Raw genomic sequence first — 25,086 nt, 5'->3', positions numbered from 1 at the left:
ATATTTCGCCACTCGCGCTCAGTTCTCGTCCCCCGACACATCGACTGAGGCGACGAAGCAGTAGCCACGTCCGTGAATGTTGACGATGAACCGATTCCCGTTCTGGCCGTCCCGCAGCGCACGACGTAATGCAGACATATGGACCGTGAGGTTGGAGGGGTCCACAAATAGATTGGGCCACACGCGAGCGGTCAAATCCTGCTTGCTGACCAGCGCGCCGCGCCGTTCAAGCAAAGCAATGAGGATCTCCAGGGCACGGCTTCCGAGAGGCACGGCCTTGTCGCCCTCCAAAAGAAGAAATTGGGTCGGCAGCAGACAAAACGGTCCGAATGAGACCTTGGCTGCCGGGGCATCGGCTGATTCGGTTCGCTTCTCGAAAACTCCCTTGTCCATTTCCCGACGTTGAACGGCATCTTCTACGTCAACTTCCGATTCGGGGTGCGCCCAGCGTTCGGTAAGTGCGTGCATTATAACCTCGCGTGCTTGGTTCAGACGGTATGCCGACAACAGCCCTATGAGACGTAATTTGGCGGCTTGGGGCGCTGCGGTCGATTACGCGGGAAGTACTCCGAGGTTCGCTTATGGTCGCTTGCGCTAAGCGATCGCTTAGAGGCGAGCGCGCGAACCTCGCTCTGAAACCAATGTTTGGAAACGCGCGTAAGGGGAATCAGCGGCGCAGCAAAACTCGAAAAATGGAAGCTTGCGCGGATGGACAGCGCCCTCGCGCGCGAATGCACAGCAGCATGCCCGCAAACCGAGGAACTTTATGTATGCTGTAGTCTCACATTGAGCATGTCTGCCATCCGGCTGAGCTCGGGAAGCGAACGCGCCTTCATCTTTCGCATCAGGTTGGTACGATGCACCTTCACCGTGGATTCGGCTATACCGATATCGTTGGCAATCTGCTTGTTCAGGCGCCCGGCCACGACATGGAGCATGATGTCCCGCTCGCGGGAGCTAAGCGTATCGAAGCGCTCCCTGAGCGCAGCCAAAGCCCCTTCACGCTCTCGACGGGCACGATCACGAGCGAGGCCGGCCTCAACGGCGTCAAGTAGGTCCTGATCACGGAATGGCTTTGTGAGGAACTCTAAGGCACCGCCCTTCATCGCTTGCACCGTCATCGGCACGTCGGCGTGGGCTGTGATGAAGATGATCGGCACTTGTCTGTTTGCAGCGGTGAGCTCGCGCTGAAGGTCAAGACCGCTTTGCCCCGGCATTCTCACATCGAGTACGAGGCAAGTAGGCCCCTCCGGCGGATCGGCCTTGAGAAACTCGGGAACAGACGAAAATTGCCGGGCGTCGAGGCCGATGGTCCGCAACAGCCGCGCGACCGAATCGCGAAACTCGGGATCGTCATCGATGACCAAGACACTGGGATTTGCGTCGGCCATTCCTGGTATCCTGCGAAAGAGTACTGCATTCTTCCCAATGGCGCTATTCTACTTACAAACTTTCGGGATGAACAGTAACTGTTGCCTAGGCGAATCGGCGAAGACCTGAGCTATCGCTTAGCGCTACGGGCATTGCGTTATTCGGGATTGTCGCTGACACTGCGACAGTTCCATGCTGCGCGAGGTGTTGCCTCGCCAGTATGCTGCAGTGCCCGGAATCCGCGATGTTGAATAGTAGATTGATATCAATCGTCGATGATGATCAGCCCTTTCGCGAGTCAATGCGAAAGCTGGTAATGCTGCTTGGCTACACTGTCGAAGCGTTTCCGTCGGCAGCCGATTTCCTAGCATCGCATCTCTTGGCTGAAACCAGCTGCTTGATCGCCGACGTTAACATGCCCGGAATGACCGGATTCGAGCTACACAGCCATTTGCTCGATGCAGGACACGCGATCCCGACGATCCTCATTACCGCGTATCCCGATGAGGTTGCCAGGGATCGGGCCCTGAAGAATGGCGTTATTTACTACCTCAGCAAGCCACTCGACGACAACCATCTCGAACGCTGCTTGCGTTCGGCTCTGCAGCCCGATACGCCGATCGAAGACAATTCATGAGTCCTCTTGGGTTGCCGGCAAGGTGAACTGAAGCACAGCGCCGCGAGGTTCGTTCGCTTCCGCCCATAGCTTGCCCCCATGAGCATGGATGATGGAGCGGCATATCGACAGCCCCATGCCTGTCCCGGTAGACTTCGTGGTGTAGAACGCGTCGAAGACTCTATCGAGATCGGCCGGATCAATGCCTGGCCCGGAATCGCGTACGGCCACGAGGGCGCCTGCCTGGTGCTGCTCAGTGCTGATCAACAGCCTTCTAGCCCTCTTCTCAATCGCGCCCATTGCTTCAGCCGCGTTCAAAATCAGGTTCAGCAAGACTTGCTGCAGCTGAATGCGATCCCCCAGAACCGGAAGTAATCCATCCGCAAGCCGGGTCTGGACCGAAACACGATTCCTGTAGGTCACGCTTTGCGCCAATACAAGCACTTCGTTGATCGCCGCATTAAGATCAAAGCGTTCTTTTCGCGGTGGCGCTTTCCTGACGTGATCGCGCATTCGTACGACGATGTCCTTGGCTCGGTCGGCGTCCCTGACAACACAAGCGAACGCTTCCCTGACTTCACCTAGATTCGGAGGATTCATCTCCAAGAAGCGCATCCCCGCACGAGCGTTGTTGCGAGCGGTCGCGATCGGATGCAGGATTTCGTGAGACAGCGAAGCAGCCAATTCTCCCATCGTGCTGACGCGGTTCATGTGCGCGAAATCCGATTCCATCTCCCGCAATCGCGCCAACGCCTGCGTGCGATCCTCGATGTCTGTCAGGAGAACATACCAACGGGTAATACGCCCAGAAGCATCGCGAAGTGGCACGCCGCGGTTGTCAAACCACCGATATTCCCCGTCGAAGCGTCGCACGCGTTGTTCGAGGTGGTACGGAATCCCTGAGGCGATCGATTTTGTGAACACTTCGGCGACATGGGGAAGATCGTCGGGGTGTACCGTTCCGTTTGTTCCCCAATTCCTCAACTCCTCCAGCGACTGTCCGCAATACTCGAGGATTTGGTGATTGACGGCTTCGACCTCACCATTCGGGGCCAGGAACCCAACGAGACCCGGTATTCCGTCAATTGCTGACCGCAAACTTCGCTCGCTGTCACGCAGCACCTCCTCCGCCCGCTTTCGCTCGGTCAGATCGAGGACAAATGCGACGCCCTCGCCCCCGCCTTGTTTGAAAAGCGTAGCGCCAACAAGCACCGGAACGCGGCTTCCATCTTTCCGAAGATACTCCTTCTCGAATGGCGGAGCGATCCCTGTTGAATCCAGCAGTGCCCGCGTGAGCAGGTCGCGCTCGCGCCATTCGGGGGGACTGAGGTCGGCCCAGCGCACGCGTCCCCAAGCCAGGTCCTCACGGTCATATCCCAGGATGCGTAGAAATGCGTCATTGGCCTCCAGAATCCGGCCTTCGCGGGCAATGAATATGCCGATGATGTTGGCGTCGACCAGGTGCTGAATTTTCCCTTCTCGATCCGCGACGTCGTGATAAAGCCGCGAATTTTCGAGCGAGATTGCCGCTTGCGACGCAAGCACCTTCAATAACGCGATCCGGTCAGGTGTGAAAACGTTCGTCGTCAGATTGTTCTCAAGGTAGAGAACCGCCGTGAGCTTTCCCTGATTGATCAGCGGTATGCTGAGAATGGAACGGACAGGACTCTGAAGAATATAAGGATCGCCAGAAAATGCATGCTGAGCTGAAGCATCGTCGAGAAGCACAGTCTCGCGGGCGCGCGCTACGTAACGAACCAAAGACTCCGGCAACGCCGCCGTGCTGCAGGACCCGTCCCGCAGATGCACTTTTACGTTGTCTCCACTAGCGACCGCTTCCGCTTGTAGCCGCAACTCATCACCTTGCAGGACAATCAAGAGACCTCGTTCGGCGCCGGCGTGCTCGAGGGCCGCGCGCATGAGTTTGTCAATGAGCTTTTCCAGCACGATCTCGCCAGAGAGCGCTTGCGAGACTTCGATCATCGTCCCGAGATCGAGATTTTCGACGGGCGCTTCGATCGTGCCCGCTGGAGCCGGCGCACGCTTGTCCCTCCTCAGCTGCGGATGGAGTTGGTCGAGTTGCCGCACCTTTCCGTCGGCGCCCCATCGGAGATAGCCATCCCGCGCGTTTTTTAGGTAGAGATGCGCGATCTCCTGGAAGCCGCGCGCCAAGTAGAAGTGGGCGGCCAGCTCGTAGGCGAGCGCCTCGTTGTGGACAAAGCCGTTGTCTCGCGCCGAGCGGATGGCCTGTTCATACAACTGCTCGGCATCAAGCACGCGGCCTTCGATCCGGGCGATCTCCGCGCCGACCAGGGCAGCGCGGTTCTCGAAATTCTCCGGGCAATTGGCCTCCCACACGCGGAGCTGCTGGTGATGACCGGCCAGTGCATCGACATGCTGCTGCCGTTGCTCGGCGGGCGCGGCGTCGTAAAGTGCTGCATGGGAGAGCGCAGCATAGAATTGATATTCCGCGCTTTCGACGTACGACGTCACGGTCCACACTAGCCGTTGTGCCTCGGATGATGCTTCAACAGCATTGGCGTAGTCTCCGGCAAAAAAGCACGCCTGCAGCTTCTGAATCCAATACCAGCAGGCGGCAAGCGTCAGATTTGGATTGCTGGATAGCAGGCGTACCACTTGATTCTCGTCGAATTCGTCGCCGTCCAGGGAACCGAACGTTCGCGTCAACCCTCGCAACATCCTGACCAATGCAAGCTGGGCAGCGACAACATTAGGCCAATGGCCCATCCGCGTCCTCTGCATAAACGCGAGACAGCCCTCGACCTCCCGTTGCACGTCAACAAGCGGATCTCCCGCCGCCACCATGTGGGTTACCAGTTGGCTCCAACTGAACGCCGCAATGGTAAGATCGCCGATCTGATCGGCCGACGTGACCGCGCGTCGCAGCAGATCTCGGCCCGTCTTCACGTGTTTCGTCCAAGGTGTAACCAGACCGAAGATCTGATATGCTGTGGCCTGAAAGCGCTTCGATTTGCATCCTTCGCTCAGCTCGTAGCCGAGCCGGGCAAAGCGATACCCGGTCTGGTAATCACCAAACGACGGGCCAGCGAGCATCCCAACTCGGATGTAGGTGATGCAAGAAGCGTCGCAGTTGCCGTGCTCCAGACTGAGATTGACGCCGCGGCAGGCCGCCAATGAATAGAGATTCATATCCGTGAATCGTGCCGGCGCCCCGAGCCTGACCAAGACATCGAATGTTGCGAGAGATGCCGGGTCACTCACCAACGGAAGTTTGCTCAGATCCTCGATCGAGCGTTCGCCAAGCTTTGACCAAATTCGCCCATACTCGCATCGGGCCTCCTCTTCCGTTGGATGCGGCGACCATTCGATACCCAGTTGACCGAAATATTCGAGGGCCACGGCGACCGCATCAATATTCCTGCCGAACATCGTGTGCACGTCCATGCGCAAACACGCAACGGTCGCGCGTTCAACCGGATTGGCGGCACGCGTTGCAAGCGCAGCCAGGCGTTCATTTGCATCGCCCAACTCGCCGGTCAGGAATTCGCATTCTGCCCGGAGCAACTCTAACGTGAAGATGAGCTCATGCCGACGCTCCCAGCAATCGTCCGTCAGCAGCGCCACGCCTGTGGTACAATATTTGAGCGTGGAAGCATGGGCCGACGAAGCCTTAGCGCGCTTGCCGGCGGCCAGATTCAGCCCTGCGAGCTGCTCGCGTTCGTCCTGTGAAGTGATTAGCGGCGCGCCGCGGTTGAGCTGGCCAACGATCTCGAATATTGCATCGTCGCGCTTCTCTGATGGAATATGCGCCGCGAGCAGCCGTCCAATTGTCAAATGTGCCCCGGCGCGCGACCCTATCGGGATTAGCGCATAGGCGGCCTCCTGCATCCGATCGTGAGCGAACTTGTAGAAGCGATCGAAACGATCAATCAATTGTTGTCTCCGGGCTTCCCACAGAGCTGCGTGCACCTCTTCCTCAGAGGTTCCCAGAACGATCGAAAGCATCGCGACGTCGGCGGCATTGCCGAGGCAAGCGAGATGCCGTAATGCGTCCTGCGTCTCAAGCGATAGCTGCGTCAGCCTCCCGGCCAGAAGCTCAACGATGTTGTCGGTGTATCGTTTGGCGCGAATGCCACCAAGGTCCCAGGACCAGCATGCCCGCGCGCAATCGAAGGCCAGCAGCCCCTCATCGGCGAGCACGTGGAGAAACTGGATCACGAAGAACGGATTGCCGTCGGTTTTCGTGTGCACCAACTTTGCAAGCGGGGCGGCCCGCTCCGCGTCGCAGCGGAGCGAGTCCGCGACAAGTTCCCCCAGGTGTTCGGTTGTCAGCGGAGCAAGTTTGATATCCTGCACCCTTCCGGTTGCGCGGATCGCCTCCAGCTTGCACATGAGCGGATGCGCTGAGGTGACTTCGTTATCGCGGAAGGCGCCGATGAGGAGGAGATTGCGGAGATCGGACCGGCTCAACAGGTCTTCCAGAAGGTCGAGCGTCGCCGCGTCGAGCCATTGCAGGTCATCGAGGAACAGCGCCAGGGGATGTTCCGGTCGAGCGAAGACGCCGATGAACTGCCGAAACACCAACTGGAAGCGCCGCTGCGCGTCCTGCGGCGGAAGCTCAACGACCGGCGGCGGTTCTCCGATGAGGAGCCTCAGCTCGGGAACGAGATCCACCATCAGTCCTGCGTTCGGTCCCAGCGCGTCCTGCAAGGCATCGCGCCAAGCTGTGAGGTCGGCTTCGCTTTTGCCGAGCAGCGATCGGATCAGGCTCTGAAAGGCTTGTGCAAGCGTCGCGTAGGGAATGTCGCGTTTAAGCTGATCGAATTTGCCGGAGGCGAACAGGCCGCGCGGCGGTACTAGCACCGGCTGGATCTCGTTGACGACCGAGGATTTGCCCACGCCGGAATAGCCCGAGACCAGGACCAATTCCGGGGGGCCACCGTTGACAACACGATCGAAGGAGGCGAGCAAGGTCTCGACCTCGCGTCGCCGTCCGTAGAGCTTCTCGGGAATCACGAGCCGGTCGGGCGTGTCGTGTTCGCCCAGCGGAAAGTCGTCGATCCGGCCCTGTGCCTGCCATTCGATCAGGCAGTGTCGAAGATCGTGCTCGAGACCGGCGGCGGTCTGATAGCGGTCCTCGGCTCTCTTCGCGAGCAGCTTCATCACAATCGCTGAAATGGCGCCGGGAATTTCCTTCAGCCGCTCGGCCGGCGGCACCGGCCGCCTGGCGAGATGGCAGTGCACCCATTCCATTGGCTCCGCAGCGACAAACGGTAAAGCGCCGGTGAGCATTTGATAAAAGGTGACGCCGAGCGCGTAGAGGTCGCTCCGACAATCGATGGACCGATTCATCCGCCCAGTCTGTTCCGGCGCCATGTAGGCAAGCGTGCCGGCGATCGTCTCGGGAGGGTTAGGCGACTGGCGTTCGCGCGCGAAACGCGACGCAATGCCGAACCCGGTCAGCCGGACCTCGCCGGTCGCCACGTTGAGCAGCATGTTGCTCGGCTTGACATCTTTATGGATGAGGCCGCGCTGGTGAAGCTTACCCAGAGCCGAGGCAATCGTGCAGCCGAGGCCCAGGAAGCGCCCCATATCCATCGGCGCGCCAAGCAACATCTCGAGCGGCTCGCCGTCCGCATCGTCGAGCACCAGCATGGTTCGATTGGCTTCGCGCACGAGCTCCAATGGCCGCACCGCCCACGTACTATCGAGTTCGTCCCTCAGTTCGTATTCGTGACTGAAATGGTCGAAGGTCGAGCGAGACGGGTGGTCGGCGGCAGGAGCAACGAGCAGCACGGCGCGCGGCTTACCGTCATAGTCGACGCGCCAGCCGCGACGAAAGACGCGTTCCCCGTCTCCCCAGAGGATCTGAGAGCTGCCATCCGAGTACACGCTGTTCAGTGAATGCTGCACCATCCATCAGCCTCCGGCATTCGTGCTCGCGATCTCTCTTTTAGCTCCGGGTACGGTGAACTGAAACAAAGCCCCGCGAGGCTCGTTCGCTTCCGCCCATAGCTTGCCCCCATGAGCATTGATGATGGAGCGGCATATCGAAAGCCCCATGCCTGTTCCACTGGACTTCGTCGTGTAGAACGCGTCGAACACTCGATCTAGATGCGCCGGATCAATGCCAGGTCCGAAATCGCGTACGGCCACGAGGGCGCCTGCCTGGTGCTGCTCGGTGCTGATCACCAGCTGGCGCCCCTCCTCCTCAACCGAGCCCATTGCTTCAGTCGCGTTCAGAATCAGGTTCAACAAGACCTGTTGCAGCTGAATGCGATCTCCCAGAGCCGGAAGCAATCCATCCGCAAGCCGCGTCTGGATCGAAACGCCATTCCTCTGGGTCACGCTTTGCGCCAATACGAGCACTTCGTTGATCGCCGTATTGAGATCAAAGCGCTCCTTTCGCGGTGGCGCTTTTCTGACGTGATCACGCATTCGCACGACGATGTCCCTGGCTCGGTCTGCGTCCCTGACAACACAAGCGATCGCTTCCCTGACCTCACCCAGATTCGGTGGATTCAATTCCAAGAGCCGCATCCCCGTACGAGCATTGTTGCGGGCGGTTGCGATCGGATGCAGGATTTCGTGAGAGAGCGAAGCAGCCAATTCTCCCATCGTGCTGACGCGGTTCATGTGCGCGAAATCCGATTCCATCTCCCGCAACCGTGCCAACGCCTGCGTGCGATCCTCGATGTCTGTATTGGTGCCATACCACGCAACAGTCCTTCCTGTGTCGTCGCGCGAAGGCTCCACGCGAAGCAGGAACCAGCGATACGATCCATCATGCGCCGCATGCGGGCTGCCACTTCGCCCGGCTTTTCAGATGCAAGCCATCGCAGCCAGATATCATGCACTCGCGGACGGTCTTCGGGATGGATCAACGCAACCCATTGCCAACCTAGCGCTTGATCTAGGGAGACCCCCGCGTAGTCGAGCCACCGCTTGTTGAGATACTCAACGAAGCCGTCGGCTTTGGCGCGCCAGGCAACGACCGGAATTGAATCAAGGGTTTGTTGCACGTGCTTGACGTTGGCCAACTCGGCCTCGCTCCGTCGCAGGGCACTTTCGGCTGTCTTCAGGTCCTGGATATCCGTGCTGGTGCCATACCAAGCGACCATCGCTCCCGCCTCGTCGCGCACAGGCTCAGCACGAATGAGGAACCAGCGATACGATCCATCGGAGCCGCGCAGGCGGGTTTCGGCTTCTCCAGCTTTTTTGGATGCTATTACTTGTAGCCAGGTGTCCCGCAGGCGCGGAGCGTCGTCGGGATGGATCAACGCAAACCACTGCCAACCCAGCGCTTGATCGAGCGAGATCCCCGTGTAGTCCAACCAACGTTTGTTGATGTACTCGGTGAAGCCGTCGGCCCTGGCGCGCCAAGCCATCGCCGGGATGGAATCGAGTGTTGTCCGTAGCTGGACCGCCTGTTCCGCCCGCCTGCGCTCGGTCAAATCGAGCACGAATGCAACGTTTTGGTCTCGTTGTTCGTCGAACGCCGCATAGCCGACCAGCACGGGCACGCGGCTGCCATCCTTTCGAAAATACTCCTTCTCGAAGGGTTGCACCGTGCCAGTCATCTCGAATTCTTCCCGGGCGCGCGCGGTGCGGTCGCTCCATTCCGGCGGAGTCAATTGGGTCCGGCTCAATTTGCCGGAACGCAAGTCATCACGGTCAAATCCCATAATACGCAGGAACGCGTCATTGGCTTCGAGAACCCGGCCTTCGAGATCAGCAACGACGATTCCAATGATGTTTGCGTCTACCAGGCTTCGAATCTTTCCTTCGCGATCTGCTAGGTCGCGATAGAGCCGTGAATTTTCAAGTGAGATCGCCGCCTGCGAGGCCAGCACCTTCAATACCGTGACGCGATCAGGCGTGAAAACGTTTGGCGTCAGGTTGTTCTCAAGGTAGAGAACCGCTGTGAGCTTTCCCTGATTGATCAACGGCAGACTGAGAACAGAACGCACACGGCTCTTAATAATGTAAGGATCGGCCGAAAAAGCGTGCTGAGATGAAGCGTCATCGAGAATCACGGTCTCATGGGTGCGCGTTCCATAGCGAACCAACGACTCCGGCAGCGCCGCCGTGCGGTAGGCCTCGTCCCGCAGATGCACAGTTACGTTCTCTCCACTAGAGACCGCTTCCGCCTGTACCTGCAGCTCATCACCTCGCGGGACTATCAGAAGGCCTCGTTCGGCGCCGGCGTGCTCGAGGGCTGCGCACAAGAGTTTGTCAATGAGTCTTTCCAGCACGATCTCGCCAGAGAGCGCTTGCGACACCTTGATCACGGTCGCGAGATCGAGCTGCTCGACAGGCGCTTCGATGGTACCCGCTGGGGCCGTCGTGCGCTGCTCGTCCTGCCTCAGCCGCGGATGCAGCTGGTCTAGTTGCCGCACCTTTCCGTCGGCGCCCCATCGGAGATAACCATCCCGCGCGTTCTTTAGGTAGAGGTGCGCGATCTCCTCGAAGCCGCGTGTCAAGTAGAAGCGAGCAGCCAGCTCGTAGGCGAGCGCCTCGTTGTGGACAAAGCCGTTAGCGCGTGCCGAGGCGATGGCGCGCTCGTAAAGGTCCATGGCCTCAAGCGCGCGTCCCTCGATACGGGCAATCTCAGCGCCGACCAGCGCGGCGCGGTTCTCGAAGTTCTCCGGGCAGTGCTGCTTCCAGAGTTCGAGCTGAAGTTGGTGCGCGATCAAAGCCTGGACATGCTGCCGGCGCGACTCCGGTGCTGCGGTGTTGCAAGCCGCCGCCTGCGAGAGTGCGCCATAGAAATGATACTCTGCGGTTTCGAAGAGGGACGCCGATGTCCACAACAGTTGTTGCGCCTTCTCCGAGGCTTCTACGGCGGCCCCATAGTCCCCAGCAAGGAAGCGCGCCTGGAGCTTTCGGCACCAATACCAGCATTCGGCAAGGGCGAAATTCGAGTTATTGGACAAATGACTCTCCATCTGAAGTTCGTCAAAGTGCCCATCGTCGAAGCAACCGAATGTCGGGGTAAGCCCGCGAAGCGTTCGTACCAGCGCGAGCTGTGTACCGATGATGTCAGTGATGAAGCTAAACTGCACCTTTCGCGCGAACGAGAGACCATGTTCGGCCTCGCGCTGCACCTCGGGGAGCGGATCGCCCGCCGCGAGAAGGTTCGTGTTCAATTGATTGCCGCAGTAGGCAGCGCAAGTGAGATCGCCGGTCAGATTGGCGACTTCGAAAGCGCGGTGCACGAGATCGCGGCCAGCCCGAACATGGTTTGTCCAAGGCATAATCATGTTCCCGAAAAGCATGAAAGCGCGGGCCTGGAACCGCTTCAAGCCGCGTTGTTCGGCCAAATCGCAGCCGAGCCGGCCGAAGCGAGATGCGGCCTGATAATCGCGGAACTGCGCGCCAGCGACCACGCCGAGCGCAGCATAAGCAAAGCACGAGCCGTCGCAGTTGCCTCGCTCGAGGCTGAGATTGATTGCCCGGCAGGCGATCAAGGCATATAGATTCGCATCTGTAAAGAATGCGGGGTTTATGATCCTGGTGAGGACCTCAAGTGTCGCGAGGGATCCCGTATCGCTCATCAAGGGCAAGTCGACTAGATCCTCAATCGATCGGCTGCCGAGCTGCAACCAGATCCGCTGATACTCGCACCGCGCCTCCTCTTCCGCTGGGTGTGGCGACCACTCGATGCCCAGATGCCGGAGGTAGTCGAGGCCGACCGCGACAGCATGGCTGCTCTGACCAAGAGTCGTGTACAGCTCCGCGAGCAGGCAGGCGATGCTGGCGCGCTCGACCGTTGTTGCGGCACGTGGCGACAGTACTTTTAAGCGTTGCTCCGCTTCCGCCAGCGCGCCGCTCAGGAACTCACATTCGGCGCGATTCAGCTCCAGCGCAAACGAGAGCTCGTGTTGGCGCTCCAATGCGTCTTCCGGCAGCAGAGCCGCGCCAGCAACGAGATAGGTGAGCGCCGAGGCATAGGCCGTCGACGCCTTGGCGCGTTTGCCGGCGGCCAGGTTCAGCTCTGCAAGCCGCTCGCGTTCCTCCGGTGAGGTGATCAGCGGTGCGCCGCGGTTGAGCTGGTTTACAATTTCAAAGACCGCTTCATCGCGCGTTTCCAGCGGGGCCTCTGCCAAGAGCAGCCGTCCGATTGTCAAATGCGCCTCGGCGCGCGAACCTATCGGGATCAACGCGTAGGCCGCCTCCTGCATCCGATCGTGAACGAACTTGTAGGAGCGATCGGAACGATCAATCAATTGCAGGTGCATGGCGTCCGCCAGAGCGGCGTGCACATTTTCCTCAGGCGTTCCCAGAACGATCGAAAGGATATTGAAATCGGCAACGTTGCCGAGGCAAGCGAGCTGCCGCAAGGCGTCCTGCGTCTCAAGCGATAGCTGCGTCAGCCTCCCGGCCAGGAGCTCAACGATGTTGTCGGTGTATCGTTTGGCGTGAATGCCACCAAGGTCCCAAGACCATTGCCCCTGCTCGTGATCGAAGGCCAGCAGCCCCTCGTCGGCGAGCACGTGGAGAAACTGGATGACGAAGAACGGATTGCCGTCGGTTTTCGTGTGCACCAGTCTAGCGAGCGGATCCGCCTGCTCGGCGTCGCAGCGGAGCGAGTCCGCGATGAGATTTCCGACGTTCTTGGTTGTCAGGGGCGCCAGCTTGATATCCTGCACCCTTCCGGTTGCGCGGATCGCCTCCAGCTTGCACATGAGCGGATGCGCTGCGGTGACCTCGTTATCGCGGAAGGCGCCGATGAGGAGGAGATTGCGGAGATCGGACCGGCTCAACAGGTCCTCCAAAAGGTCGAGCGTCGCCGCGTCGAGCCATTGCAAGTCATCGAGGAACAGCGCCAGGGGATGTTCCGGTCGAGCGAAGACGCCAATCAACTGCCGAAGCACCAACTGGAAGCGGCGCTGCGCGTCTTGCGGCGGAAGCTCAACGACCGGCGGCGGTTCTCCGATCAGGAGCCTCAGCTCAGGAACAAGATCCACCATCAGTCCTGCGTTCGGTCCCAGCGCTTCCCGCAGTGCATCGCGCCATGGCGCAAGGTCAGCGTCGCTCTTACCGAGCAGCGGCCGGATCAGGCTCTGAAAGGCTTGTGCCAGCGTCGCGTAGGGAATGTCGCGTTTAAGCTGATCGAATTTGCCGGAGACGAAGAGGCCGCGCGGCGGTACTAGCACCGGCTGGATCTCGTTGACCACCGAGGATTTGCCCACGCCGGAATAGCCCGAGACCAGAACCAATTCCGCGGGGCCGCCGTTGACGACACGATCGAAGGAGGCGAGCACGGCCTCGACCTCGCGCTGCCGGCCGTAGAGCTTCTCGGGAATCACAAGCCGGTCGGGCGTGTCGTGTTCGCCCAGCGTAAAATCGTCGATCCGGCCCTGTGCCTCCCATTCGATCAGGCAGTGTCGAAGATCGCGCTCGAGACCGGCGGCGGTCTGATAGCGGTCCTCAGCTCTCTTCGCGAGCAGCTTCATGACAATCGCTGAAATGGCGCCGGGAATTTCCTTCAGCCGCTCGGCAGGCGGCACCGGCCGCCTGGCGAGATGGCAGTGCACCCATTCCATTGGCTCCGCAGCGGCGAACGGCAAAACACCAGTGAGCATTTGGTAGAAGGTGACTCCAAGCGCGTAGAGGTCGCTTCGCGCATCGATCGACCGATTCATCCGCCCGGTCTGTTCCGGTGCCATGTAGGCAAGTGTGCCGGCAATCGTCTCGGGAGGTTGAGGCGACTGGCGTTCGCGCGCGAAACGCGACGCAATGCCGAACCCGGTCAGCCGAACCTCATCGGTCGCCGCGTTGAGTAGCATGTTGCTCGGCTTGACATCTTTATGGACGAGGCCGCGCTGGTGAAGCTTACCCAGAGCCGAAGCAATCGTGCAGCCGAGGCGCAGGAAGCGCCCGATATCCATGGGTGCGCCAAGCAACATCTCGAGCGGCTCGCCGTCCGCATCGTCGAGCACCAGCATGGTTCGATTGGCTTCGCGCACGAGCTCCAATGGCCGCACTGCCCATGCACTATCGAGTTCGTCCCTCAGTTCGTATTCGTGACTGAAGTGATCGAGGATCAAACGAGACGGGTGGTCGGCGGCAGGGGCAACGAGCAGCACGGCGTGCGGCTTACCGACATTGTCGAGCCGCCAGCCGCGATGAAAGACGCGCTCGCCGTCTTCCCAGAGGATCTGAGAGCTGCCATCCGAGTAAACGCTGGTCAGTGAATGCTGCAACAACTAACGAACTCCGAGGTCGGGCCTTCCGGGATGAATGGGACCAAGCACGGTTAGTGTACGCCATGCGGCGCCTCTCCGCCCTGCAGAAATTGTACCTCAATGGCTGAGAGATGCCAGCCGTCCATCGATCTTGCTTGATCCGGCACACGCTCGTTCCCAGTAATTCGGCGCGATTCGCAATGCTTAACTCCCGACAGCAGCCGCTCTGCGTCAAATATAGGCCAACGAAGGCAAGTTGCGACCACGCAACACCGACATCGAAGGAACGACGATGACGACGCTTGAAGCAACTAAGCCGAAGACATCATCGGGCGTCCCCCGCTCCGGTCGACTCTTCGTTCTCGAACTAAGCGGAGGCCGCATTCACTCGATGAACCCCGATGGTTCCGACCGCAAGACCATCGTCACGAATTGCCGCTTTCCCGACGGCATCGGCGTGGATTCCGAGGCCGGTCACATCTATTGGTCCAACATGGGTATCCCCCCTCTCAACGACGGCTCGATCGAGCGCGCCGACCTCGACGGCGCCAATCAAAAGGTCATTGTCCTGCAGGGCGTTACGCACACGCCGAAGCAGATCCACGTCGATAAGGTGAACGGCAAGCTCTATTGGTGCGACCGCGAGGGCATGCGCGTGATGCGCGCGAATCTCGACGGCTCGCAGGTCGAAACGCTGGTCGAGACCGGTCGCGGCGACAAGGATGCGCGCGATCAGACCCGCTGGTGTATCGGCATCGCCATCGATCCGAAGTTCAAGAAAATCTACTGGACGCAGAAGGGCCCCGAAAATGGCGAGCAGGGCCGCATCTCCCGCGCGAACATCGACATCCCGACGGGCGAGACCCCTACGAACCGATCCGACATCGAGGTGCTGTTCGATCGCTTGCCGGAGCCAATCGACCTCGAGCTTGATCTGACGAACCGCATTCTCTACTGGACCGAGCGCGGCGACCCCCCGCGCGGCAACACCGTCAATCGCGCGCCGATCGACACAAGGGCCGACCCGGAGATTGTGGTCACGCATTTGATGGAGGGCATCGGCATCGCCCTCGACGTGCCCCGCAACCGGATGTTCGTCACCGACCTCGCCGGCTCGATTTATTCCGCCGATCTCGATGGCAAGAACGAGCGCAACTTCCTCTACGCCCAGGGCAACCTCACCGGCATCGTCTACGCCGAACTCTAAACAAGAGCCCGACGCTCGTGCCGGTTGAATAGTCTGCCGCGGCAGTTGATGGCGTCGCGCCGTGTCTTGTGGAGCGAGCTGGAATTTGAGAGGCGGTCACCGCGGCGTCAGATGGAAATGCGCAGGAGCCACCCATGAAACACTTCTTGACCGTGGTCACGTTCCTCATGGGAGCCCTGTGCTTCGCCATGTTCCTGATCATGGTGAAGCCAGATCCGCTAAGCGCAGTCCCCACACCGGGCAAGCCAGCGCGCTGCAAACTAACGCTTTCTCGTGACCCGGTATGCCGTAGCGAACCCGAACGGCGAGAGCGCTGAGATCATCGTTCCCGAGAGAACCTCGCTGAAGCTGTCAATGACAATGAGCACTAACGAGGTGCACCTATGAGTTTGATGTTTGGAGAGACTGAGCCTGACAACGCCCCCAGGCGTCGAGGCTTCCCACCGAGAGCGGAAGCGCGTCGTCATCGTGGCGCCAGCTTTGCCGGAAACGCCGCGGCACGCACGCTGCGGCAGACGGATGTCGATATCGTCCTGATCGCCCACCGCAACTACCGCATATTTCAGCCACCGACCGCGGTGCTTTCTCCCGCCGAGATCGCCCGGCGAAATAGTGGATTTCACACAGACAACTCTCTGGCTTGAGGAATCGACTACCATGAATACCACAGCGATTCCGTTACCCCGTCGCTCCTTGGCCTCACGGCCGAATGTGTTGAAGCGGCTACCCCACTTCGTCACATTGATGAAGCCGCGCGTAATGGCGCTCGCGCTTTTCACCGCGTTCGTCGGATTGATAGTTGCGCCGACCAGCCTCGATCCACTCCATGGCTTCATTGCAATTCTCGCAATCGCAGCCGGCGCCGGAGCCGCCGGTGCGTTGAACATGTGGTATGACGCCGATATCGACGCGGTGATGGCTCGCACGGCGATGCGGCCAATTCCCCGCGGCAAGGTCTCGAAGGTTGAGGCGCTTGTCTTTGGCCTCGTCCTTGGGGTTTTCGCAGTCACAGCTCTCGCTTTGGCAACGAACCTCGCAGCAGCCGCCCTGCTGGCCTGCACGATTCTATTCTACGTTGCCGTGTACACGGCGTGGTTGAAACGGAGCACATCCCAGAACATCGTTATCGGCGGTGCGGCGGGCGCGCTGCCGCCCGTGATTGGATGGGCCGCGGCAACCGGACAAACTGCACTCGAGCCGCTTGCGCTTTTCCTCATCATCTTTCTCTGGACACCGGCCCATTTCTGGGCTCTCGCGCTTAATCGCGCTGACGACTATGCCCGCGCCGGCGTTCCCATGCTGCCGGTTGTTGCGGGACGGGCCGCAACAACGCGGCAGATCGCGATCTACAGCGTCCTCCTCGTTGTCGCCTCCGAATTGCCTTGGGTGCTCGGCTTTGCAGGCGTGATCTATGGCGTGATCGCCGCGGTCTGCAGCGCGCCCTTCCTTCTGTTCGCACACCAGCTGAACAAGAGCACTGGAGCCGACCGTCGCGCTGCCCACAGGCTGTTCCTGTTTTCCATTTTCTATTTGTTCGCGCTATTTGCGGCGCTTCTGATCGATCACGGCGGCCGTCTGAATTCGTCGGCACCTAGCCCGCGCGCTGACCACAACATCGGATGGGTCAACTCCGATGCGCTGCCCTGCGTCGCTCGCAGCGGAAGCCATCTTGTCAAGCTCAGCACACGGGAGGTCTAGTATGCGATACGGTTTGCTTGCAGCGGTCCTGCTCAGTGCCATGATCCTCGGCGGCTGCGATGGAGGCGTGCTCGATCCCAAAGGGCCGATCGCTCTTGCCGAACGCCAGATTTTAATCAACGCGACCGGCATTATGCTTGCGATCGTAATCCCGGTAATCATCGCGACGCTTGGCGTTGCCTTCTGGTTCCGCGCATCGAATGAGCGGGCACGCTACCGGCCGGACTTCGTCTATTCCGGCCGCGTCGAGATGCTCATCTGGTCGATCCCGCTGATGACCGTATTGCTCACTGGCACGGTAGCTTGGATTGCCGCATATGATCTCGATCCGCCCAAACCGATTGCCTCTTCTACGAGGCCTATCAAGGTTCAAGCCATCTCGCTCGACTGGAAATGGCTGTTCATCTATCCGGAACTGGGAGTCGCCAGCGTTAATCACTTGACTATTCCGGTCGGAACGCCGGTGAGCTTCGAACTGACATCCTCGGGCGTGATGAACAGCTTCTTCGTGCCGCAGCTTGCCGGCCAGATCTACACCATGGCCGGAATGGTGACGCGGCTGAACTTACGAGCCGATTACGCAGGAACGTATCGCGGCCTGTCGGCCAATTTCAGCGGCGACGGCTTCGCCGATATGCACTTCAACGTCGACGCGATGCCACCCGAACGCTTTGCGCAGTGGATCGCTTCAACCCGCAGCGCTGGTCCGGTGCTGGATTCGAAGGGCTATACCGATCTCGCCAAGCCTAGCGCTGCCGTGCCGCCGTTCACCTATCACTCGGTCGCGCCCGGTCTCTTTGACAGCATCCGGATGTCATCCATGCAGTCCGACGATGCGTTGTGCCAAGGCTATCCCACATCGATGAAGGCAGAAAAATGACTCTACTCGGCAAACTGGACTGGAGCGCTGTTCCCCTCGATCAGCCGATCATCATGGGCACGGTCGGCGGCATGGTGGTTGCCATCGTCTCCATCCTCTCTTGGGTCACGCTCAAGGGTTACGTTCCCTATCTCTGGCGCGAGTGGATCACTTCCGTCGATCACAAGCGCATCGGCGTCATGTATATCGTCTTGGCGCTGGTCATGCTGCTGCGCGGCTTTGCGGACGGAATCATGATGCGCACGCAGCAGGCCGTCGCAGCCGGCGGAGCGCAAGGATACCTGCCGCCGGAGCATTTCGATCAGATATTCTCCGCGCACGGCACGATCATGATCTTCTTCGTGGCCATGCCGCTTGTGATCGGACTGATGAATTTTGCCGTCCCGCTGCAACTCGGCGTCCGCGACGTGGCATTTCCTACCATGAATTCCATCAGCTTCTGGCTCACCGCATCCGGCGTACTCCTGACGAACGTCTCGCTTGCGGTCGGCGAGTTCGCAAAGACCGGTTGGTTCGCTTATCCGCCGCTCAGCGAGTTGCAATTCTCGCCCGGCGTCGGCGTCGACTACTATCTCTGGTCGTTGCAACTCTCCGGCATTGGGACCTTGTTGAGCGGCGTCAATTTCGTCACCACGATCCTGAAGATGCGAGCACCGGGCATGAGTTACATGCGCATGCCGGTTTTCTGCTGGACGGCGCTCGCATCGAACTTGCTGATAGTGGCGGCGTTCCCGGTGCTCACCGCGCTGTTCGCGATGCTCCTTCTCGATCGCTACCTCGGCTTTCACTTCTTCACCGTGGATGCCGGCGGTAACGCGATGATGTATGTGAACCTGTTTTGGGTTTGGGGGCATCCCGAAGTCTACATCCTGGTGCTGCCCGCATTCGGCATCTTTTCCGAGGTGGCCGCCACCTTCTCCGGTAAGTCGCTGTTCGGCTATCGCTCGATGGTACTCGCGACCATGACGATCTGCGTGCTCTCCTACACAGTCTGGCTCCATCATTTCTTCACGATGGGCGCCAGCGCGAGCGTCAACGCTTTCTTCGGCATCACGAGCATGATCATCGGCGTGCCGACGGGCGTCAAAGTCTTCAATTGGCTGTTCACGATGTACGGCGGCCGCGTCCGGTTCACCGTGCCGGTGTTGTGGACGATCGGCTTCATGATGTCGTTCGTGTTCGGCGGCCTGACGGGCGTTCTGCTGGCGTTGCCGGCGGTCGATTGGCAGGTCCACAACAGCGTCTTCCTGGTCGCCCATTTCCATCACGTCATTATCCCGGGTGTCCTGTTCGGGTGCATGGCCGGCTACAATTACTGGTTTCCCAAGGCATTCGGCTTCAGGCTGGATGAGCGCTGGGGCAAGGCGGCCTTCTGGTGCTGGTTCATCGGCTTCCACCTGGCGTTCATGCCGCTCTACGTGACGGGGCTGATGGGCATGCCCCGCCGTCTGCAGCACTACGATGTCCTCGCATGGCAGCCCTGGCTTTTGGTCGCGGAGGTCGGCGCTCTCGTTATCCTGACCGGAATCATCTGTCAGATTGTCCAGATCGTGGTGTCTATTCGCCACCGCGAGCAGCTCCGTGACACGACAGGCGATCCATGGAACGGCCGTACCCTGGAATGGTCTACTGCATCACCGCCCCCGGCCTGGAATTTTGCGGTGCTGCCGCGTGTCCATGAGCTCGATGCCTTCTGGGCACACAAGCAGCGCGTGCTTGCGAAGCAGAGGTTGCCCGTGCGGCAGCACGCATACCAGCCGATCGAAGTGCCCAAGAACAGCCCTGTCGGTTTCGCGACCGCGTTCTTCGCGGTGGTTAGCGGCTTCGCCCTGATCTGGCACATCTGGTGGATGGCGGGCTTCGGAGTTCTCGGCGCGGCCGCGACATTGCTCGCCTTCATGTTCCGCACGAAGGACGAGGTCGAGATTCCCGCAGATCAGGTCGACCTGTTCGATCGCGCACACCCGGTGGAGGTTTCGCTATGAACGTCGCGGTTGAAATGAATGCAGTCCGCCAGGGCGAATCGCTCGATATCAGCGAGGCGGGTCCCGCACCCAAGCGGATCATCGCCGGCTTTGGGTTCTGGATCTTCCTGCTGAGCGACATCGTGATGTTCTCGGCGCTGTTTGCGAGCTATGCCGTGCTCGCAAAGGCGAGCGCGGGCGGCCTGACCACGGTTCAGTTGTTTGACCAGCGCAACGTCGCGATGGAGACCGCGCTCCTCCTGCTCTCCAGCTACAGCTGTGGAATGATGTCCCTGGCCATCAATTCGCGGCGATATCTCGCGACCTTCCTTGGCGCCGTGGTGACATTCCTCCTTGGAGCGGCATTTCTCAAACTCGAGCTCCGCGAGTTCCAGGGCATGATTGCGCTCGGAGCGGCGCCCGAACGTAGCGCATTTCTGTCCGCGTTCTTCACGCTGGTCGGAAGTCACGGGCTGCACGTGACCGTCGGACTGGCATGGTTGGTTCTCATGATTGTTCAGCTGTCACTGAGAGGTTTTCAGGACGTCGTGGTGCGCCGCCTGCACTGCTTCTCCCTGTTCTGGCACGCGCTCGACATCATCTGGGTTCTTATTTTCACCGTTGTCTATCTGATGGGAGTCCTTCCATGACCACCGAAACACATTGGCATGTTGCACCGGGAGACCTGCCGGCGATCCCGGCCTCGGAGCAGAACGCATCTTCCGGCTTTCTTGTGTACACGATCGGCTTGCTGCTGGCTGTGATCCTGACGGTCACGTCTTTCTGGGTGGCAAACACCTCGGTAATCTGGGCGCCAGGCGTGCCGGCAGGGCTCGCCGTCCTCGCCATCGCGCAGATGGGCGTCCACCTGGTGTTCTTCCTTCACATCACGACTGGCCCCGACAGCACCAATAACGTGCTGGCGCTCGCCTTTGGCGTGCTCATCGTCTTCCTGGTTCTCGGGGGCTCGCTCGTGATTATGGCCAACCTGAATGAGAATATGATGCCGCATACCGAAATGATGAATTTGCAAATAGAGCGCTGACCAGCAGGACATCCGCCTTGCGACGGATGCAGCGCTCAACGGAACAGCAAATGACTACCCGAGCCAAGACTTGCGTTGACCTCTGGGCCTCAGCGATGGAGGCTAGGGCTCGCATGCGACATCCTCGGCCACATCCTCCGGTGCAAGATTTCGCCGCGCGGAGTCCCAACGGCCGAGAATTGCCAGCCGTCCATTCATCTTGGCTGATCCGACACACGTGGCCTTCCTTCTGCTTCCCAAAGATTCGGCACGTTTCGTGACACTATACTCGCAACCCCGGCACATGTGCGGCAAGTAGAAGCCAACGATGGCACGTTGAGCGAAACCAACTGTGACATTGAACGAAAGCCCATGAGGCCATTCGCAGTTTGGCGCGACACGGTATGCGCAAAGTGCGGAAGACCAAGTCAGCCGCGAGAGACTAGAGCGATTCTCGGAAAGCTTAGGAGGAGTTTGAGATGATAATTGACGGCACCACGCGCGACCCGCCCCACGCCTACAATTCTCTGATCGGGAGCGCACTTCCGCGCGCTACTGGCTCGATCAGCATTCTCTCCATCGCGCGCATTGGCGGGACGCTCTGATGTCCGATCGCGCGCCCGCCATCATACTGGTTCACGGCTTTCTTGATTCCGGCCTAATCTGGCGCCCAGTCTTGGATGTCCTGGGCGCCGCGGTCGTCTCCGGCTGGACAACGATTGACCTCGCTGGAATGGGATCAGAGTGGGCAGCTGAAGGACCCTTCACTCTCCATCGCTATGCCGACGATCTTGGCGCACTGATCGATCGGATGAGTATGCAGGTCGTTCTAGTAGGTCACAGCATGGGAACACAGATTGTCGAACTGGCCGCCGCGCGCCGGCCCAAGAACGTCGCTGGACTTTTGCTGCTCTCACCTGTGCCGCTGGGCGGCGTACGTGGCCCTTTGGGTATAACGAGGGCGTTCGGTGCGACGGACGGTGGCGTCGAAGCTCAGCGCAATGCTCGGCGCCAATTGATGGGGCAGCCGCCCGAGCCGAGCACGCTGGAATTCCTCACTGGATTGGGTCGCGATGTCAAACGCGAGGTCATGGTAGCGCTGGCAAGGGCGTGGAACGAGGGCGTCGCTGAAGGGCGCAAGCCGAGCGTCTTTAATGGTCCGGTGTTGGTTGCGACAGGCGATAAGGATCCTCTTGTCACCGCAGCGATGTCGATGAATGTCTCGATGCGCTTTCCAAACGCCTCGCGGATCCCGGTAGCTGGCGCAGGACACTGGCCACAGGCGGAGCGACCGCAGTCCGTTGCGAAGATCATCTCGGACTTCATCACGTCGGTCTCTAAGAGCGTAGGTCATAACCTACCTGCAGTTGGTCGCGGCGGCGCCACGCTGGCCGGTCTTCCCGTTTCAGATCCGATATCACCGCGCTGACCCGACGGGATGAGGCTCAAATGCCGCAGGTGCCAGCATCGTCGCGATCGACCCGCACGGGAGAGGGCATGCACCCGTCCCGGAAGCTTGCCGCCATCCTGGCCGCCGATATTGCCGGATACAGCCGGATGATGGGCTTGGATGAAGCCGGCACGGCTAAGGCTCTGAGCGAGCACCGCGTGGCGGTTGATCCAATTCTGGCTGGTCGAGGCGGTCGGGTATTCAAGGCAACGGGCGACGGCTTTTTGGTTGAGTTCTCGTCGATCGTTGCTGCAGTTGAGGCGGCGATCGCTGTCCAAAGGCTCATGACCGAGCGGAATACGGGTGTGCCGGAGTATCGGCGTATGCTGTTCCGCATCGGCATTAACCTGGGCGACGTGTTGATCGAGGGTGACGACATCCTGGGCGACGGCGTGAATGTTGCATCTCGGCTTGAAGGAATTGCTGAGCCCGGCGGCATCTGTGTCTCCGAAGATGCATATCGGCACGTTCAGGGCAAAACTGTCGCGGTGTTCGCCGACGCGGGCGAGCAGCAACTCAAGAATATAGCCAGGCCGGTCCGCATCTACCGAGTGAAGCTCGACCGCCCGTCTGCGTCCGCGCTATCTCCCCTGCCGTTGCCGGACAAGCCCTCAGTTGCTGTGTTGCCGTTCCAAAACATGAGTGGTGATCCCGAGCAGGAGTATTTTGCTGATGGCGTAGTGGAGGAGATCATAACTGCGCTGTCGCGGTTTCGGGAGCTATTCGTAATCGCACGCAATTCGACATTCACCTACAAAGGCAAAGCGGCTGACGTCAAACGGGTCGGTCATGAGCTTGGCGTTCGCTATGTTCTAGAGGGCAGCGTGCGGAAAGCAGGCAATAAACTCCGCATCACCGCCCAATTGATTGATGCGCCAACCGGCGCACATATCTGGGCCGATCGATTCGATGGCATACTGGAAGATATTTTTGACCTTCAAGATGCAGTCACCGGCCGCGTTGCAGCAAGTATCGCGCCAAGTGTGCAACAAGCGGAGATCGCACGCGCGCAGCGGAAACCAGTCGAAAATCTATGCGCTTATGATCTGTATTTGCGCGGATTGGCAAATGTTCACGAGTGGACCCGCGATGGAAATGAGCGCGCACTGTCCCTGTTTAATAGGGCAACAGAGATGGACCCAGGCTTTGCCACAGCTTACGCTGGGGCTGCTTGGTGTTACGTTTGGCGAAAGGCAAACGCATGGGCTCCGCGCCGGGATTTTAGGCCGGCAGAAGCTGCCCGGTTGGCCCATCGCGCAGTGGAGTTAGACAGGGGTGATTCAGTCGCGCTCACTTGGGGCGGGTATGCCCTTGCGTTCGTCTGTGGTGATCTAGAAGCAGGCGCGAGTCATATTGATCGTGCCCTAATACTCAATCCAAATTCAGTGAGCGCGTCGGGTTGCCGTGGCTGGGTCGCCGCGTATCAGGGGGATGTACAGCTGGCTCTCGATCATTTCGCAAAGGCTATGCGAATGAGTCCTCTTGATCCGTTGCTGTTCGCGCTCTACGGAGGCATTGCGTTGGCGCATTTTCTTGCCGAGAAATATGATGACGCTGCGGATTGGGCAGAACGAGCTTGGCGGCTGCAACCTCGTTATCACGCAGCCCTAAGGATCGCTGCCGCAAGCAACGCTTTAAGAGGCGACGGCGAAGCAGCCGCTCGCGCCGTAACGGAGCTGCGAGCGCTCGACCCTGAACTTCAGGTTTCAAACGTCCACATTCTTCTTCCTGTACGTCGGCACGAACATCTCTCGCGCTTCAAAGCCGGCTTGCGGATGGCAGGGCTTGCCGAATGACGGCAGTTCGCAGGCTTGCAAGCGACTGGGAGCAGTGTTTGGTCCAAGCCACACGCGCAATGCTGATGCGAGCCAATGCCCGTCGGCCAAAGCCGGCATCGAGACGCTGCCCCGCTGTCTGTCGCTCGAAATGGGGGTTGGAACGTATCAGATTCAATGCCGTCTCTCGCTCATCGGCGGACCTGATGATGAAATCAATGCGTGCGGTTGGCGACGTCGATTCCCAGGCGCCGTTTGGAATCAGCCCGAACGCGTGGGCGCGCTGGACGCGGTGCGCTACATGCACGAGACCGACGCAACCCGCGATCAGATCGCATGCGGAATACCTTAGTTGGAACAATTGAGGCCAAGTCGGTCCTCGAGCAGCACCGCTTCTGTGCCTCGCAGATGGCATCGCCGGCAGCTCGAGGAGCGCGCTACGGCCGACGGACCGCCGCGCTTCTGGCCGGTATCGGGATCAGCTAGACCAAGCGAATTCTACGGCAGTGGTACTACATGTTCTGAAATGCCTGTGACGAGCGCGAAATGACCCTAATGCGCTGGGGCATGCCACCGCCACCTAGCGCAGAAGTCCCTCGGAAATGTGCGTTTTCCCGAACCTCCGGAAAATGATGGTATGGCACCACGGTGTAGCATCTTTCGCTTCGCCCACGGATCAAATTGCCATCATTGAGCCGCCAGCAGAAGGTCTGAATCTGGGGCTTGTGTGTGCGGTCATGGATACCTTCAAAATCACAGCGGAATTCGAAATCCACGGATCGGACACGCTTGTCCGGTGAGGCGGATATTCCATCGGGAGCAGCTCTTCCGCCCAGACTTGGCCGAGGAAGTGGCTGAAGTCAGCGTCTGGACCAAAGGCGGGCGTCGCCGTTTCCCCTTCGCAATGGCTCGAGGCGACGACGGCGAT

At 59.8% G+C, this 25,086-nt stretch carries 15 protein-coding genes; 10 read left to right on the top strand and 5 right to left on the bottom strand.

Annotated features, from left to right (window positions below; genetic code table 11):
* Positions 1 to 18: 18 nt before the first annotated feature.
* Positions 19 to 468, bottom strand: a complete 450-nt coding sequence (locus AKN84_RS15960; protein ID WP_128970870.1) for a winged helix-turn-helix domain-containing protein — start codon at positions 466 to 468, stop codon at positions 19 to 21.
* 296 nt (positions 469 to 764) lie between these two features.
* On the bottom strand, positions 765 to 1,391 hold the full coding sequence (locus AKN84_RS15955; protein ID WP_050421645.1) for a response regulator transcription factor: 627 nt from the start codon (positions 1,389 to 1,391) through the stop codon (positions 765 to 767).
* Positions 1,392 to 1,630: 239 nt separating this feature from the next.
* Here AKN84_RS15955 and AKN84_RS15950 point away from each other — a divergent pair, with 239 nt between their 5' ends.
* Positions 1,631 to 2,008 (top strand): response regulator transcription factor, encoded by a 378-nt coding sequence (locus AKN84_RS15950; RefSeq protein WP_244485174.1) that lies wholly within the window; start codon positions 1,631 to 1,633, stop codon positions 2,006 to 2,008.
* Here the strand turns inward: AKN84_RS15950 and AKN84_RS15945 are convergent.
* Genes AKN84_RS15945 through AKN84_RS15935 form a run of 3 tightly spaced genes read right to left on the bottom strand, consistent with a single transcriptional unit; the run spans position 2,003 to position 14,181 of the window.
* Positions 2,003 to 7,885 carry an AAA family ATPase gene (locus AKN84_RS15945; protein WP_050421644.1) on the bottom strand — a complete coding sequence of 1,961 codons (5,883 nt, stop codon included), beginning with the start codon at positions 7,883 to 7,885 and terminating at the stop codon, positions 2,003 to 2,005. The two genes, AKN84_RS15950 and AKN84_RS15945, sit on opposite strands and share 6 nt — an antisense overlap.
* A 3-nt stretch (positions 7,886 to 7,888) precedes the next feature.
* Positions 7,889 to 8,605: a sensor histidine kinase gene (locus tag AKN84_RS15940; protein WP_244485172.1), complete on the bottom strand. Its 717-nt coding sequence runs from the start codon at positions 8,603 to 8,605 to the stop codon at positions 7,889 to 7,891.
* Positions 8,602 to 14,181: an AAA family ATPase gene (locus tag AKN84_RS15935; RefSeq protein ID WP_050421642.1), complete on the bottom strand. Its 5,580-nt coding sequence runs from the start codon at positions 14,179 to 14,181 to the stop codon at positions 8,602 to 8,604. The genes AKN84_RS15940 and AKN84_RS15935 overlap by 4 nt, the downstream gene beginning before the upstream one ends.
* Before the next feature lie 370 nt (positions 14,182 to 14,551).
* Between AKN84_RS15935 and AKN84_RS15930 the strand changes: the two genes are divergently transcribed.
* From AKN84_RS15930 to AKN84_RS45530, 9 genes are all read left to right on the top strand, one after another.
* Positions 14,552 to 15,367: a 3-hydroxyacyl-CoA dehydrogenase gene (locus AKN84_RS15930; RefSeq protein ID WP_347337344.1), complete on the top strand. Its 816-nt coding sequence runs from the start codon at positions 14,552 to 14,554 to the stop codon at positions 15,365 to 15,367.
* A 612-nt stretch (positions 15,368 to 15,979) separates the two neighbouring features.
* Entirely contained in the window at positions 15,980 to 17,065 is a 1,086-nt protein-coding gene (locus AKN84_RS15920) for a heme o synthase (RefSeq protein ID WP_244485170.1), read from the top strand.
* A gap of 1 nt (position 17,066) precedes the next feature.
* Entirely contained in the window at positions 17,067 to 17,945 is an 879-nt protein-coding gene (gene cyoA / locus AKN84_RS15915; RefSeq protein WP_050421639.1) for a ubiquinol oxidase subunit II, read from the top strand.
* Positions 17,942 to 19,930, top strand: coding sequence for a cytochrome o ubiquinol oxidase subunit I (cyoB, locus tag AKN84_RS15910; protein WP_050421638.1), 1,989 nt, complete (start codon positions 17,942 to 17,944; stop codon positions 19,928 to 19,930). The genes cyoA and cyoB overlap by 4 nt, the downstream gene beginning before the upstream one ends.
* A gap of 14 nt (positions 19,931 to 19,944) precedes the next feature.
* Entirely contained in the window at positions 19,945 to 20,559 is a 615-nt protein-coding gene (locus tag AKN84_RS15905; RefSeq protein ID WP_430649910.1) for a cytochrome (ubi)quinol oxidase subunit III, read from the top strand.
* A complete protein-coding gene (gene cyoD / locus AKN84_RS15900) occupies positions 20,556 to 20,954 on the top strand; it encodes a cytochrome o ubiquinol oxidase subunit IV (protein WP_050421636.1) in 399 nt (132 codons plus the stop codon). The genes AKN84_RS15905 and cyoD overlap by 4 nt, the downstream gene beginning before the upstream one ends.
* Before the next feature lie 583 nt (positions 20,955 to 21,537).
* A complete protein-coding gene (locus tag AKN84_RS15895) occupies positions 21,538 to 22,362 on the top strand; it encodes an alpha/beta fold hydrolase (protein WP_050421635.1) in 825 nt (274 codons plus the stop codon).
* A gap of 20 nt (positions 22,363 to 22,382) precedes the next feature.
* Positions 22,383 to 24,179, top strand: a complete 1,797-nt coding sequence (locus tag AKN84_RS15890; protein WP_244485168.1) for an adenylate/guanylate cyclase domain-containing protein — start codon at positions 22,383 to 22,385, stop codon at positions 24,177 to 24,179.
* A complete protein-coding gene (locus AKN84_RS45530) occupies positions 24,169 to 24,510 on the top strand; it encodes a hypothetical protein (protein ID WP_128970869.1) in 342 nt (113 codons plus the stop codon). The genes AKN84_RS15890 and AKN84_RS45530 overlap by 11 nt, the downstream gene beginning before the upstream one ends.
* The last annotated feature ends 576 nt before the right edge of the window (positions 24,511 to 25,086 follow it).

This window comes from Bradyrhizobium tropiciagri, from assembly GCF_001189845.1.
Classification (GTDB): Bacteria; Pseudomonadota; Alphaproteobacteria; order Rhizobiales; family Xanthobacteraceae; genus Bradyrhizobium; species Bradyrhizobium tropiciagri.
The sequence above is the reverse complement of the archived record's forward strand: the minus strand, read 5'-3'. Positions and strand labels throughout refer to the sequence as shown.

What these genes read in the sequence shown, in the direction of transcription:
- AKN84_RS15960 (WP_128970870.1), bottom strand. Translation starts at nt 468, where the DNA reads ATGCACGCACTTACCGAACGCTGGGCGCACCCCGAATCGGAAGTTGAC.
- AKN84_RS15955 (WP_050421645.1), bottom strand. Translation starts at nt 1,391, where the DNA reads ATGGCCGACGCAAATCCCAGTGTCTTGGTCATCGATGACGATCCCGAG.
- AKN84_RS15945 (WP_050421644.1), bottom strand. Translation starts at nt 7,885, where the DNA reads ATGGTGCAGCATTCACTGAACAGCGTGTACTCGGATGGCAGCTCTCAG.
- AKN84_RS15940 (WP_244485172.1), bottom strand. Translation starts at nt 8,605, where the DNA reads ATGAACCGCGTCAGCACGATGGGAGAATTGGCTGCTTCGCTCTCTCAC.
- AKN84_RS15930 (WP_347337344.1), top strand. Translation starts at nt 14,552, where the DNA reads ATGAACCCCGATGGTTCCGACCGCAAGACCATCGTCACGAATTGCCGC.
- cyoA (WP_050421639.1), top strand. Translation starts at nt 17,067, where the DNA reads ATGCGATACGGTTTGCTTGCAGCGGTCCTGCTCAGTGCCATGATCCTC.
- cyoB (WP_050421638.1), top strand. Translation starts at nt 17,942, where the DNA reads ATGACTCTACTCGGCAAACTGGACTGGAGCGCTGTTCCCCTCGATCAG.
- AKN84_RS15905 (WP_430649910.1), top strand. Translation starts at nt 19,945, where the DNA reads ATGAATGCAGTCCGCCAGGGCGAATCGCTCGATATCAGCGAGGCGGGT.
- cyoD (WP_050421636.1), top strand. Translation starts at nt 20,556, where the DNA reads ATGACCACCGAAACACATTGGCATGTTGCACCGGGAGACCTGCCGGCG.
- AKN84_RS15895 (WP_050421635.1), top strand. Translation starts at nt 21,538, where the DNA reads ATGTCCGATCGCGCGCCCGCCATCATACTGGTTCACGGCTTTCTTGAT.
- AKN84_RS15890 (WP_244485168.1), top strand. Translation starts at nt 22,383, where the DNA reads ATGCCGCAGGTGCCAGCATCGTCGCGATCGACCCGCACGGGAGAGGGC.